This is a genomic window from Buchnera aphidicola (Mindarus abietinus), from assembly GCF_964059085.1.
Lineage (GTDB): Bacteria > Pseudomonadota > Gammaproteobacteria > Enterobacterales > Enterobacteriaceae > Buchnera_A > Buchnera_A aphidicola_C.
In genome coordinates this window covers 302,300-315,787 of sequence record NZ_OZ060398.1, presented here as the reverse complement: position 1 = coordinate 315,787, position 13,488 = coordinate 302,300, and the positions used below count along the sequence as shown (strand labels likewise).

The following is a 13,488-nucleotide window of genomic DNA, read 5'->3' as shown; positions in this document are numbered from 1 at the left end:
CAGAATATTCTCCTAAACTATGCCCAGCAGCAATAATAGGAAAATTTTTTTTTTATCCATAGTTTAAATAAAGCAACTGAAATTGTTAATAATAAAGGTTGAAGATATTCTTTGTTTTTTTGATTTGATATTTCATTTTTTTTTAAACCATTCCATAAATTATATTCAATACAAGAAGAAGCTAAATCAAAAGTTTTTTTAATTATCGGTATATTTTTTTTAAAAATTTCTGGTATATAAGAAGAATAAAAACCTTGTCCAGAAAAAATCATAGCATATTCTTTCATTTTGAATCCTTTGAATTAATTAAAAATTTTTTCAAAAAAATATGATTTATATTGCATAAAGTATTTTTTATGCTTTTTAATATGAATTATTTGTAGAGATCAATATCTTAATTAAAAATAAATCTTTATAAAAAATTTAGTAATAAAATTTTTTGTATAAATAATTATTTATTTTTATTAATAAGTACTTTTTTACCTTTATAAAAACCTTTTTTTGTTATGTTATGTCGCAAATGATGCTCTCCTGAGATTTTATCTATAGAGATAGTATTTTCTCTTAATGAATCATGAGATCTTCTCATACCTCTTTTTGATCTGGAAGGTTTATTTTTTTGAACTGCCATATTTTTTTCCTTTTATATAATATATAAATATTTGATGTTTATCATAAAATATTTTTTTCTAAATAGCTATTTTTTTATTCTTATATGATAAAATACATTTTTATATTCACGCAAACATTTTTTATATATTTTTTTTTAATTAAGAATTAATTTAACGTATTATTTTTAATAAAAATATTTTTATATATTTTAGAAAAATATTTAATTTAATTTTGATAAACTTAATTGAAAATTTTTTTCGATCGGAGCTGTAATATAAATTTTTTTATTTATATTAGGATGAAAGAAGTTAATTGTCTTAGCATGAAGAAGTAAGTTTTTTTTTTTATTTAAGAATGTAAAATTTTTATCTAGTTCAGATTTTCCATAACATTTATCAAAGATAATGGGATGTCCAGCATACGCAGAATGAACTCTAATTTGGTGTGTCCTTCCTGTTTTTGGTGTTATTAACATCAATGAACAATTTTGATAATATTTTTTTACTTGAAATTTTGTTTCTGAAAGTTTCCCTTTTTCATTTGCAAAAACTGGATTTTTCACATTTTTATTTTTTTTCTTTATCAAAGGAACAGATATAATTAATTTAGATTTTGGCCAATGTCCGTGTACTAATGCTAAATATTGTTTCTTTATTTTTTTTTCTCTTATTTGTTTGTGTAGATCACGAAGGGTTGATTTTTTTTTAGCTAGCATTAAAATTCCAGAAGTATTTCTATCAATTCGATGAATGAGTTCTAGATAAGAATATAAGGGATACAAAGCACGAAGGTTTTCTATAATACCAAAACGCAATCCTGTTCCACCGTGTACAGCTATTCCAGATGGTTTGTTAATAATTAGTAAAAATTTATCTTCATATAAAATTTTTCCATCTAAAGTAAAATTTTTTTTTGCATCAAAATTTGATATAAAATTATTATTTTTTTTTTCAATTCTAATTGAAGGAATTTTTATTGAATCTCCAATTTTTAATTTATATTTAGGGGGAATTCTTTTTTTATTAATTTTTATTTTTCCTTTTCGTATCATTTTATAAATTACACTTTTGGGAAATTTTTTAATTTTTTTTATTAAGAAGTTATCAATTCTTTGATCAATCATATCTTTTGAAACATATATCATTTGTAAAGGTAGAATGTTTTTTTTCATTTATTATTTTCTCAAAATATTTCTATTTATATTAAAAAAAACTGAAATAGTTTATAAAATTTTTAATATAATATTTATTATTTAATAAAATATAAATATATTAATTTAAAAAAATTAAATTAATTTTTTGTATTTTTATAAAGAATAAGTGTAAAAAACATTCTAATATTTTTATAAAAAATATTTTTTCAAATATTTTTATTTTAAATAATAAATTAATTATATTTAATAATTGAATATTTCCGATATATTTTTTTTAGTCACTAATAATTTTTATTAATATATTCTAAGCTTTTCTTATGCATTAATTATTTATATATTTATAACATAAAAAATAATTTTGTTACATTTGATATTAATGGAAAAAAAATATTTTTTTATTTAATTTCTAAAAAAAATAGTTAAACCAAAAATTTTAAAAATTTTTATTTTTTAACTTTTTATAAAAAATGAAAAGTATTTTTTATGAATATTTTTTACACTTTTTATTTGATTTTAATATAATTTAAATAAATTTTAATTTTATATAAAAATAAGAGATTTTTTAATGAAAAGAATGTTAATTAACGCTACTCAACAAGAAGAATTAAGAGTTGCTCTTGTTGATGGACAACGATTATATGATTTAGATATAGAACATTTTGGATATGAACAAAAGAAATCTAGTATTTATAAAGGTAAAATCACTAGAATAGAACCTAGCTTAGAAGCTATTTTTATAGATTACGGTTCAGAAAAACATGGATTTTTGCCTTTTAAAGAGGTTTCTAAGGATTATTTTCTTTCTAATGTTTCTTTCTCTTCTAATACTCATATTAAAAATGTATTGAGAGAAGGACAGGAAATAATTGTTCAAGTATCTAAAGAAGAAAGAGGTAATAAAGGAGCTGCTTTAACCACTTTTATTAGCTTAGCAGGTAGTTATTTAGTATTAATGCCAAATAATCCAAAAATTACTGGAATTTCTAGAAGAATAGAAGGTTCAAATAGAGCAGAGATAAAAGAATTAATATCTTTACTAAATTTACCTAAAAATATGGGATTAATTATTAGAACTGCCGGGCTTGGAAAATCTTTAGAGTTATTGCAATGGGATCTTGACATTAGAATGAAACATTGGGATGCAATTATTAAATCTTCAAAAAATAAATCGGCTCCTTTTTTAATTCATCAAGAAAGTAACATTATTGTAAGAGCATTTAGGGATTATTTATGTCAAGATATAGGAGAAATTTTAATTGATAATCCTGATATAGTTAAAACAGCCAAACAGCATATTAGTTTTTTAGGAAGACCTGATTTTAGGAACAAAATTAAATTATATACAGGAGATATTCCTTTATTTAGTTATTACCAGATAGAATCACAAATTAGTTCTGCTTTTCAAAGAGAGGTAAGATTACCTTCAGGAGGATCAATAGTTATTGATACTACTGAAGCATTAACAGCAATTGATATTAATTCTTCTCGTTCTACAAAGGGAATAGATATTGAAGAAACAGCGTTTAATACTAATGTAGAAGCAGTAGATGAGATAGCTAGACAATTAAGATTAAGAGATTTGGGGGGGTTAATTGTTATTGATTTTATTGATATGTTGGTTTTAGAAAGTCAAAAAAAAATTGAAAATAAATTAAAAGAAGTAGTTTATCATGATAAAGCACGAGTTCAGATAGGATCTATATCTAAATTTGGACTATTAGAGATGTCTCGCCAGCGTATTAGTTCTTCACTTCGTGAATCTAGTTATCATATTTGTCCAAGGTGTACAGGAACAGGCACTATTAGAGATAATGAATCTTTATCATTATCTATTTTACGCATTATAGAGGAAGAATCATTAAAAGAAAATACATGTGAAATTCATGCTATTGTTCCAATAGAAATTGCTTGTTATTTATTGAATGAAAAAAGAGAAGCTGTTAATTCAATAGAAAAACGTCAATTTTCAGGAAAAATAATTATTATTCCTAATAATCAAATGAAAACTCCTAATTATTCGGTTTTAAGAATAAGAAAAGGGGAAAAAATACAGTCAATTAGTTATCATTTACCAAAATTTTATCGTAGTAATTTTTTAACTGATTTTAAAACAGGAAATATTGAAAAAAAACAAAATGAATATTCAAGTTTTAAAAAATCTTTATTATTAAAAAATAATACAGAAAATAATTATTTTAATTTTCTTAAAAAAGATAAAAAAAATATAAATTTAAAAAATAAAATAGAAAAAAATTTATTTTCTTATGTTAGTTTATCTATCATTAAGTCAAATGATATTATCAGTAAGGCATCTAAATGTATTTTAACAAGAAAAAAAATTAAAAAAGAAATTGCTCCGATTTGTAGTTATCAAAAGAAAAAAGATAGATTTTATCTAAAAAAAAATATTTTTTTTAATAAAGAAAATGTAATTAAAATCGATAAAAATTACAAAAAAAATAATTCCATTCCTTTTATAATACAAGAATTGATTAGTTTAAAGAATAAGATTTATAAAAAATATGAAAAAGAATTTTTTTCTAAAAAAATTACTATAAATTTTTTAAAAAAAGTAGAGAAAAAAATTTTGTTTAAAATAAATATAAAGAAAAGTTTTTTTTTCTATAAAAATTCTTTTTTTTTACAAAAATATTGTAACTTTATTTTCTTTAAAAAAGAAGACATGTATATGTTTAAGAAATATAAATTAAATAATTTTCAAGAATATAATAAGATTTCAAAAATATTCTTTTATTTGCAGTTATATAATACTTTTTATGATTCATATTTTTTTTACTATAATTTCCCTATTTGTTTTTTTTATAAATATTTTTTTTTGTTAAATAAAAATAATAAAAATAAAAATTTTATAAATTTTTTTACTCAATATATAAACATAACAAAAATATTTTTGAACGAAAATAATTTTTTTAAAATAATAAAAAGAAAAACTTTTATTTCTTTATTTTCAACAAATAATGTATTTCTTAAAATGTATAATATTTCGTTTAAACTTAAACATGAAAAAAAAATAAAAATAAACTTAAATTTCTTAAACATTAAAAGTTTTTATTTTTCAAAATTAATTATAAATAAACAAGTTAAATATATAAAAAAAATAATCAAACATTTATATAAAAAAAATATTTTTTATAAGAAAAATATTTTTTTTAATTTCAAATTAATTGAAAAACAAAAAAAAATTTGTTGTTTAAAAAATAATTTATGTTTTCCTGAAAAGAATAAAAATATTGTATTTCAAAAAAATTATGCAAATTCTCCAGTTACAAAAGCATCTTTATTATTTAAGGATACTGATTTTTTTTTAAAAAATAAAAATAAAAATATACTTAAAATATATAAAAAAAATAAAGCAGCTGGTGTTCATGCAGCAGTAAATATTTCTAGTTTTACTACTAGTAAGCCTATTAAAAATTAATATAAAGAAAAAATTAATATAAAACTATTTCATAAGTTTTATATTAATTTTTCCATAAAAAGTAGTTAATATTTTTTAAAATAAATTTTATTTTCCCTAAAAAAATTTTCTATTTTTCCTTTACCTTATTTGGGAAACAACCAGCATAATGCATAGTTTTCAATATTTTAAAAATATCAAAATATTGTATTTTATAATAATTTAAAATTTGAATAATATTAAATAAATTTAATTTTTTCTTTTTTATTTTTTGATTTTTTTTAATTTTTTTTAATAAAGTAAAGTTAATAGGATACTTTTTTTTATGATTAATAATTAATAAAAATTTTTTATTTATTATAATACATGAATGTAACTTAACTTTTGAATTTAAAATGATAGAATTAGTATGAAAATTAAAAATAATATTTGAATTTTTTTTAGGAGTTTTTATATCTATTTTTTGAATATTAGAAATAATTTCTATTAATTTTTTTTTTTAAAAAAATTTTTTATTTTAATAGTTTTTGAGTTTATCGGGACAGATATATTTGGATAATGTAAATTAATACAATCGCTAATTTTTTTAGATAATAAAAAATTTTCTTTTTTTAGTTGTAATTTAAAACTTTTTTTATCAAATAGATCGTTTTTTATTTCTTTTCTTATGATTGCTCCATTTTTAACAGAATAATAATTAATCGTATAAAAATTAGATTTTTTTGAAATATTTTGAAATTTTATTTTTTTTTTAAGGATTAGACCTTGAGCAAAAGCATAGATTTTATTATCTACATTTTTTAATGGAGTTAATAAAAGAGTTCCTCCTTCTAAATTTTTTGCATCTCCTATTGAAGCTACATTAACGTCGATAGTTCCCCCTAATGAACTAAAATATGGTAAGTTAGCTGTAACTATAACTGAAGCTACATTATTTAAAGAAGTATTTCTATTAACCGGTATTTTAATACCTAATTGAGATAACATATTATGAATAATATGATTACTAAATGCTATTGGGGAATAAGAATCTCCTGTACCCTTTAATCCTGCAACCAGTCCATATCCGATAAGTTGATTTTCTTGAATTCCCTTAATATCAGTTAAATTTTGAATTTTTTCTGCTTGACAAATTGATATTTTGCTTAAAGTTATAATAATACAAATATAAATTAATTTAATTAATATCATAAATATTTCCTTAGAAATTTTTTCTAAAAAAATTTTTTTAAAGTTTTAAATTTTCATTAAGTATGAAATATATTTTTATTTTTTAAAAAAAAGAAAAAAAATTTTTAAACCAATTAATTTTTTTTGAGTTATTTTTTTTGCTTTCAAAATATTTAATATTTAAATTAGCTACTTGAATAGAATTAATTAATTTTTTTTTACTTATATTTTTAGGATCTATTGTTCCTGAAACATACAAAACTTCTTTATGATCATTAATCATAATCTTTTTCTTTCCGATAAAATTTAAATTTCCATTAGATTTAATTTTATTTATAGTAACTGTTATCATACTTGTAAATGAACTATTTTTAAAAAAATTTTTTTTTGTTGAAATTTTATCTTTTTTATACCGATATAAATTAATTTTATTTTTTTGAAATATTTTTTTAAAAAAATAGTTTAAACCTGTAAATCCTAATTTAGTATTAATAGTTTTATTTTCTGAAAAATTTAAATTAGCATGCTTTCCAATTACAATATTTTCTTGCATGATCATAATCAATGTATCTCCAATCGAATAATTAGGTTGATATTTTTCAAAAATTAAATAATGTTTTTTTTTTAAAATATGAATATATTTTGCTAAATAAATTTTTTTTTTTTATTGATATCAACAATACAAATTAAATTATTAGTAGAAATACATTTCTTTTTTTTACTAAATTTTTTTAATAAAAAAAAATTGTTTATACAGAGTATAAAAAATATTATGGGAAAAACTTTAAATATTGTTTTTTTTTTCATTTTAAAAAAAATATAAGTAAATTTATATATAATGTTTAAAAAATATTTTTTTTATTAAAAAAAAATTTTTAATTAGTTTTTTTTTAAAACTAGTAGTATTTATTACTAATATAACTTTTATATAATCTAGTAATCGAAAATTAGAATAAATTTATTGCATATAGAAATATAGATTTTTTATAGTTATAGATATAGATATTTTATTTTTTATAATCTTAATATTATTTTTTTTTAGATACGATCTATCTATATTAAAGATAGATTGATCTATCTTTTATTTTTTAATAAGATTAAACATCATTTTTTTTATTATTTCTTTTAATAAAGAATAGATTTCTTGCATAGAAAAATTAGTTAATTTTTTTTATTTAGTTAATTTTTATCAAAAATAAAAATTTTTTATTTATTTTATAAATTCTAACTAGAAAAATATAAATATTTTTTTTGAAAATATTTATTAAATATATTTTATTTTTTAAATTTTTTTAAAAAAAGTACTATTACTTAATAAGTAAATTTAAAAATTATTTTTTAAACATATATTTTTCGGAGGGAGAGAGATTCGAACTCTCGGATAATTTCTCATCGGCGGTTTTCAAGACCGCTGCCTTCAACCACTCGGCCACCCCTCCTATCAAATTAAATTATAAACTGGAATGCTTAAACTGTAAAGTTTAGTCTTTAAATTATTTTAAAAAAAATTTCTTTTTTAAAAGAATTCAGTTGTTTGATTTTAAAATTATTGATATAATGAAGATTAAAATCAGTATCATTTGGCGCGTTGGCAGATTGGTGATGCGGCGGACTGCAAATCCGTATAACTCGGTTCAATTCCGGGATGCGCCTAAAAAAATATTTTGCCCGGATGGTGAAATTGGTAGACACAAGGGACTTAAAATCCCTCGGCTTTAATAGCTTTGCGGGTTCAAATCCCGCTCCGGGTATGTATCTTATACATATGTTTATTTAAAACCTTGAAAAACAATAAACTTTTTTGTTTTTTTTAAAATTCTATAATTTTTAAAATTTTTTTTAAAAATTTTTGAAATATTTATAAAAGAGTTTATGACAATTCTTAATTCTCCTTTATCTTTTAGATAATTAATAGATTTTTTAATAATAGAAATACCAGTTTTTAATTCAATATTTAAATCTTGATGAATAGGAATATTAGAAATAATTAGATTAAATTTTTTCTTAATATTCGAATATACATCGCTTGATAAAATATTTCCTTTTAATTTATTTTTTTTAAAAGTTAATTTACTTGATTCGATTGCTGCTAAATGAATATCAGAAAGCGTTATTTTTATTTTATTTATTTTTTTGCTTAATAAATAAGCAGATAAAATTCCATTTCCACAACCAATATCTAAAACTTCTCCTTCAATTTTTTTTGTAAAAGTAGATAGCAGTAATTTACTTCCTTCATCTATTTTATTATAGCTAAAAACTCCAGGAAAAAAATATATATTTAAGTTTTCCCAAAAGAATACTTTAATAAACTCTTCTTTTAAAAATATTATTTTTTTTTGAATTGTTCCATGGATTAGGGAACATTTTCTCAAAAAATCTATTTTTTCACAAATAATCCATTTTTTTAACTTACCTATACTACTTTTAATTCCACTTTTATTTTTTCCTATTATATAGATATTAGATCGGATAGGAAATAAAGAAATTAAATTGACTAATTGAAAAATATTTTCCAACACATTTTTTTTCCAGTAAAAAATCAATATTTCGCTATTTTCAATAGAACTTTTATTAGCTAGTAGCTTGTAAGTGACATAAATATTTTTTTTTTTTAGTTCTTTCCAAATATTGTATTTATATGTATGAACTCTAATAAATTTTAAATTTAATTTATTAAAAACTTCAATATTACTTAAACCTGAAAAAAATATTTTTTTATTAAAAAAAATATTTTTATTTTTAACTAACAAAGCGGTAGTATTAGATATTTTTATCTTATTCATATTTTCAGAAATTTCATAAATGTATTTTTCATAGTTTTCTATTTAAAATCTTTTTTAATTTTTTTATTGATTTAAAAAAAAATTAAATAAATAAAAAATCTATATTTTATATAAAAATTTATGTATAACTATACTAAATTATTTTAATTAAATATTATATAAAAAATTATAAGATATGAAAAAAAATTTTATTAAATTAACAAGTAATTCTTTTACTATATTAGTTCTTTTTTTACTCAGTCATAATATAGATAAAGTTCAAGAAGAATTAGAAAAAAAAATAAAAAAATTTTCTATTTTTTTTTATAAAACTCCTTTAATAATAAATTTATCTTTTTTAAAAAAAGAAATTAATTTAGAAAAATTAAAAAATAACTTATCTTCTTTAGGATTATTAATAATTGGAATAGTTAATTGTACTAAAGAATGGGTTGCATTAGAAACAGAAAAAAAAAATATTCCTATTTTTTTAGAAGAAAAAAAAATATTTAATTTATTTTTAAAAAAAATACATAAAAAAAAAATATTTTTGCAAAAAAAAATGTTAAAAATTCTAAGATTATTAATTTTCCAATTCGATCAGGTCAAAAAATTTATGTTCCTGATGGAGATTTAATAGTTATCAATAATGTTAATGCAGGAGGAGAAGTTATAGCAAGTGGAAATATTCATGTATATGGAAAAATAAACGGAAGAGCTTTAGCAGGTGCAAGAGGAGATCTTTCAAGTCATATTTTTTGTCTAAATTTGTCATCAGAATTAATTTCTATTGCTGGAGAATATTTTGTTAAGGATAAAATACCAAAAATATTTATAGGAAAAACTGTAGATATTTTTTTAAAAGATGGAATTTTAAAAATAAATAAAATATAATAAACTTATTTTTTAAAGGTATGAAATATGTCTCGTATTATTGTTGTTACATCCGGAAAAGGAGGTGTAGGAAAAACTACTTCAAGTGCTGCAATAGCTACAGGATTAGCAAATAGAGGAAAAAAAACCGTAGTTATTGATTTTGATATTGGCCTTAGAAATCTTGATTTAATTATGGGATGCGAAAGAAGAGTAGTTTATGATTTTATAAATGTCATAAATGATAATATAGGATTAAATCAAGCCTTAATAAGAGATAAGAATACTAAAAATTTATATATTCTACCAGCTTCTCAAACAAGAGATAAGAACTCTCTTACTTATGATGGGGTTTTTAAAGTTCTACAAAGTTTAATCCAAATGAATTTTGAATTTATAATATGTGATTCTCCAGCTGGAATAGAAACAGGAGCTTTACTCGCTATTTATTTTGCTGATGAAGCTATAGTTGTAACAAATCCAGAAGTTTCTTCAGTACGAGATTCAGATAGGATATTAGGAATAATTTCTTCTAAATCATATAGAGCTAAAATTAATCAAACACCAATAAAAGAATATTTGTTATTAACTCGATATAATATTTCTAGAGTAAATCAAGGAGAGATGCTAAGTATGGATGACGTTTTAGATATTCTTAAAATAAAATTAATAGGCGTAATTCCCGAAGATTTATCTGTTTTAAGAGCTTCTAATCAAGGAAGACCTATTATTCTTGATTTAAAATCAATAGCAGGAAAAGCTTATTTTGATACTGTAAATAGGTTATTAGGAAATAAAGTACCATTTCGATTTATTAAAGAAGAAAAAAAAAGCTTTTTTAGACGTTTATTTAGGAGATAAAATATGACAATATTAGATTTTTTTATATCTAAAAAAAAAAATACTGCCCATATTGCTAAAGAAAGATTAAAAAGTATGATATCTGAACAAAAAATAATTAATCATTTTCCTGATTATTTTCCAAAATTAAAAAAAGAAATAATAAAAGTTATTTTTAAATATGTTCAGATAAAACCTGAAATAGTACAAATAAAAATGAATTCTAAAGATAGAAATATTTCAGTATTAGAATTAAGAATATTTTTTTTAAATAAAAAATACATTGATTTAGTTAAGTCCTAATGTGTTTAAATAATTAGGAAAAACTTTTTTGATTTTATTTTTTGTATTTTTATTTAAGTATAATAAAGTAAATGGAATGATATCTTTAGCATGAGGAAAAAAAATTTCTTTATTTATTAAAATTTTAGGATTAATAGTAAGTTTCTTGTAAACATTTCCAATAACAGTCCAATTATCACTTAATAAATTAATTTTTTTGTTTAGTTCTAAAATTGTAATTAAACTATCTTTTTTTATTGTTTTCCAAACTCCATTATTGTTTCTAATATATTTTGCCCAATATGCTTGATGATGGTTTGCATTAAGTGTCACTACAATTTTTTTTATATTTTTTTTTCTCCATGCCCTTTCTGCAATAGTCAACAGTGTAGAAATTGGAAATAATTTAATTCTTGTTCCAAGAGCCAAACTTTGTGCTATATTTATCACAGTACGAATACCAGTAAACTTTCCAGGTCCTGTAGTAAACGAAATTGCATCTAATAATTTTAAAGATATTTTTCTATTTTTTAAAAGTTTATTAATCATTATTAAAATTTCTTTCGTTTGATTTATTTTATATTTTTCAGTAATAGAATCAATTTTTTTATTATAAAATAACGATGTTGAACAATTAGAACATGAAGCATCAATAGATAATATTATTTTATTCATTTTTTATTTTAAGATATTTTTATAGTTTATATATACAAAATATAGTAAATATACTAAATATAAATTTTTTAAACAATATAAAGAGTTAATTATTTTGATTTTACTTGCTTAATTATTTTTTTTAAAAGTTATATTTTTTTTAATTCGAACTAAATTAATTCGATATTCTGTTGCTTCAACAATATGAAAATAAAAAGGAGGTATATAAATAATTTCTCCAGGAAGAGGAAGTTGTCCTTTTTGAGATATTAGCAGTCCTGCTAATGAAGCATGATTTTCTTCTTTTTTTATTAAGGTTTTAGTATTTAGTAATTGTTGTAAAGAATGAAGATCAGTTCCTCCCTTAACAAGCCAGCTATCATTTTCAGAAATGATGTCCGGAGTTTCGTCTTCATCAGGAAATTCTCCTGCAATGGCTTCTAAAATATCTAAAGGAGTAATTAATCCTTGCACAACGCCAAATTCGTTTGTAATAACAGCTAATTTTCCTTTAGATTTTCTTAATATTTTTAATAAATTAATTGGATCAAGTGTATCAGGAATAATAATCGGTGGGTTTTTAGAAGAAAATTCAGTTAAATTCACGTTTTTTTCTATTTCAAATAATAATTCTTTTGCTCTTACTACTCCTACTATTTCATCTAACTCGCCTTTACATATAGGAAATAAACTATGAGGAGTAGCTAATAATTGAGATCTAATTACATCTATATTATTTTCTATATTTACCCATGAAATTTCTCCTCTAGGAGTCATCATACTTTTAATAGATCTCATGGCTAATGTTAAAACTCCATTCATCATATACCTTTCTTCTTCTTTAAATGTTTCAGATATATATGTATGTGAAAAATTTGGTTTAGAATTGTTTCTATCTATTTTTTTTTGTTGTTCATTCTTTTTTTCTGGATTTTTTTTAACCATTAGTCTAAGAATAGCTTCTGCAGTTCTTTGACGCATCGATCTTCTAGATTGATTTTTAATAAAATTATTATAAGAAATTTGATTAAATAATTCAATCATTATTGAAAATCCTATTGTAGTGTATAAGTATCCTTTAGGAATATGCACTTGAAAAGCTCCAGCTACTAAATTAAACCCTATCATCAATAAAAAACTAAGACAAAGAACTATTACTGTTTGATGATTATTAATATAATTAGTTAAAAATTTAGATGCAAATGACATAATAGTCATTGAAATAATTACTGCTGTCATCATAATAGGTAAATTATTAACTATACCAACAGCTGTAATAATTGCATCTAATGAAAAAACAGCATCTAATACTATAATTTGTATAACAACGGCCCATAGACTAGCATAATTTTTACTATTAGTATTATTTTCTGGATAATTTTCTAATCTTTCATGTAATTCAATTGTTGCTTTAAAAATTAGAAATAATCCTCCAGAAAGTAAAATTAAATCTCTTCCTGATAGAACGAAATATTTATTTTGTATAATAGGAGTAGTTAAAGTAACTATCCAAGATATTAGTAATAATAAGTTTAATCGCATTAATAACGCTAAGCTTAATCCTATTGTTCTTGCTTTATCACGATGTGATGGGGGTAATTTTTTAGTTAGAATAGCAATAAAAATTAAATTATCAATTCCAAGCACTACTTCTAATGTAATTAAAGTAAGTAGACCTATCCATGTAGATGGGTCTAAAAAAAACTCCATTATAAACTCCA

The 13,488-nt window shown here is 20.5% G+C and carries 14 protein-coding genes and 3 tRNA genes; 7 read left to right on the top strand and 10 right to left on the bottom strand.

Features of this window, described 5'->3' with window-relative positions; translation table 11 throughout:
* Positions 1-17: 17 nt before the first annotated feature.
* The 3 genes from AB4W62_RS01440 to AB4W62_RS01430 form a co-directional block, all read right to left on the bottom strand.
* Positions 18-287, bottom strand: coding sequence for a hypothetical protein (locus AB4W62_RS01440; RefSeq protein ID WP_367679725.1), 270 nt, complete (start codon positions 285-287; stop codon positions 18-20).
* A gap of 164 nt (positions 288-451) precedes the next feature.
* The gene (rpmF, locus tag AB4W62_RS01435; protein WP_367679724.1) at positions 452-631 is read right to left on the bottom strand and encodes a 50S ribosomal protein L32; all 180 of its coding nucleotides are present in this window, start codon (positions 629-631) and stop codon (positions 452-454) included.
* A 201-nt stretch (positions 632-832) separates the two neighbouring features.
* Entirely contained in the window at positions 833-1,783 is a 951-nt protein-coding gene (locus tag AB4W62_RS01430; RefSeq protein WP_367679723.1) for an RluA family pseudouridine synthase, read from the bottom strand.
* 547 nt (positions 1,784-2,330) lie between these two features.
* Here AB4W62_RS01430 and rne point away from each other — a divergent pair.
* Positions 2,331-5,204 carry a ribonuclease E gene (gene rne, locus AB4W62_RS01425; RefSeq protein ID WP_367679722.1) on the top strand — a complete coding sequence of 958 codons (2,874 nt, stop codon included), beginning with the start codon at positions 2,331-2,333 and terminating at the stop codon, positions 5,202-5,204.
* Between the two features lie 109 nt (positions 5,205-5,313).
* On the opposite strand, the gene AB4W62_RS01420 is transcribed toward rne, so the two are convergent.
* The 4 genes from AB4W62_RS01420 to AB4W62_RS01405 all read right to left on the bottom strand — a co-directional run bounded on the left by AB4W62_RS01420 (position 5,314) and on the right by AB4W62_RS01405 (position 7,792).
* Complete coding sequence (locus tag AB4W62_RS01420) at positions 5,314-5,637, bottom strand: flagellar basal body P-ring protein FlgI (protein ID WP_367680138.1); 324 nt, start codon at positions 5,635-5,637, stop codon at positions 5,314-5,316.
* Positions 5,638-5,669: 32 nt separating this feature from the next.
* Complete coding sequence (locus AB4W62_RS01415) at positions 5,670-6,374, bottom strand: flagellar basal body P-ring protein FlgI (protein ID WP_367679721.1); 705 nt, start codon at positions 6,372-6,374, stop codon at positions 5,670-5,672.
* Positions 6,375-6,456: 82 nt separating this feature from the next.
* A complete protein-coding gene (locus AB4W62_RS01410) occupies positions 6,457-6,930 on the bottom strand; it encodes a flagellar basal body L-ring protein FlgH (RefSeq protein WP_367680137.1) in 474 nt (157 codons plus the stop codon).
* A gap of 777 nt (positions 6,931-7,707) precedes the next feature.
* A tRNA-Ser gene (locus AB4W62_RS01405) sits at positions 7,708-7,792 on the bottom strand.
* A gap of 143 nt (positions 7,793-7,935) precedes the next feature.
* Here AB4W62_RS01405 and AB4W62_RS01400 point away from each other — a divergent pair.
* Both AB4W62_RS01400 and AB4W62_RS01395 read left to right on the top strand, forming a co-directional pair.
* Positions 7,936-8,006, top strand: a tRNA-Cys gene (locus AB4W62_RS01400).
* A gap of 13 nt (positions 8,007-8,019) precedes the next feature.
* Positions 8,020-8,104: transfer RNA gene (locus AB4W62_RS01395), tRNA-Leu, on the top strand.
* An 18-nt stretch (positions 8,105-8,122) separates the two neighbouring features.
* Here AB4W62_RS01395 and rsmC read toward each other — a convergent pair.
* A complete protein-coding gene (gene rsmC / locus AB4W62_RS01390; RefSeq protein WP_367679720.1) occupies positions 8,123-9,139 on the bottom strand; it encodes a 16S rRNA (guanine(1207)-N(2))-methyltransferase RsmC in 1,017 nt (338 codons plus the stop codon).
* A 175-nt stretch (positions 9,140-9,314) separates the two neighbouring features.
* Here rsmC and AB4W62_RS01385 point away from each other — a divergent pair, with 175 nt between their 5' ends.
* Genes AB4W62_RS01385 through minE form a run of 4 tightly spaced genes read left to right on the top strand, consistent with a single transcriptional unit; the run spans position 9,315 to position 11,134 of the window.
* On the top strand, positions 9,315-9,755 hold the full coding sequence (locus AB4W62_RS01385) for a hypothetical protein (RefSeq protein ID WP_367679719.1): 441 nt from the start codon (positions 9,315-9,317) through the stop codon (positions 9,753-9,755).
* The gene (gene minC, locus AB4W62_RS01380) at positions 9,665-10,012 is read left to right on the top strand and encodes a septum site-determining protein MinC (RefSeq protein ID WP_367680136.1); all 348 of its coding nucleotides are present in this window, start codon (positions 9,665-9,667) and stop codon (positions 10,010-10,012) included. The genes AB4W62_RS01385 and minC overlap by 91 nt, the downstream gene beginning before the upstream one ends.
* 27 nt (positions 10,013-10,039) lie before the next feature.
* Entirely contained in the window at positions 10,040-10,852 is an 813-nt protein-coding gene (minD, locus tag AB4W62_RS01375; RefSeq protein WP_367679718.1) for a septum site-determining protein MinD, read from the top strand.
* Positions 10,853-10,855: 3 nt separating this feature from the next.
* Positions 10,856-11,134: a cell division topological specificity factor MinE gene (gene minE / locus AB4W62_RS01370; protein ID WP_367679717.1), complete on the top strand. Its 279-nt coding sequence runs from the start codon at positions 10,856-10,858 to the stop codon at positions 11,132-11,134.
* Here the strand turns inward: minE and tsaB are convergent.
* Both tsaB and AB4W62_RS01360 read right to left on the bottom strand, forming a co-directional pair.
* The gene (gene tsaB / locus AB4W62_RS01365; protein ID WP_367679716.1) at positions 11,120-11,788 is read right to left on the bottom strand and encodes a tRNA (adenosine(37)-N6)-threonylcarbamoyltransferase complex dimerization subunit type 1 TsaB; all 669 of its coding nucleotides are present in this window, start codon (positions 11,786-11,788) and stop codon (positions 11,120-11,122) included. The two genes, minE and tsaB, sit on opposite strands and share 15 nt — an antisense overlap.
* A 108-nt stretch (positions 11,789-11,896) precedes the next feature.
* A complete protein-coding gene (locus AB4W62_RS01360; protein WP_367679715.1) occupies positions 11,897-13,477 on the bottom strand; it encodes a TerC family protein in 1,581 nt (526 codons plus the stop codon).
* Between the last annotated feature and the right edge of the window lie 11 nt (positions 13,478-13,488).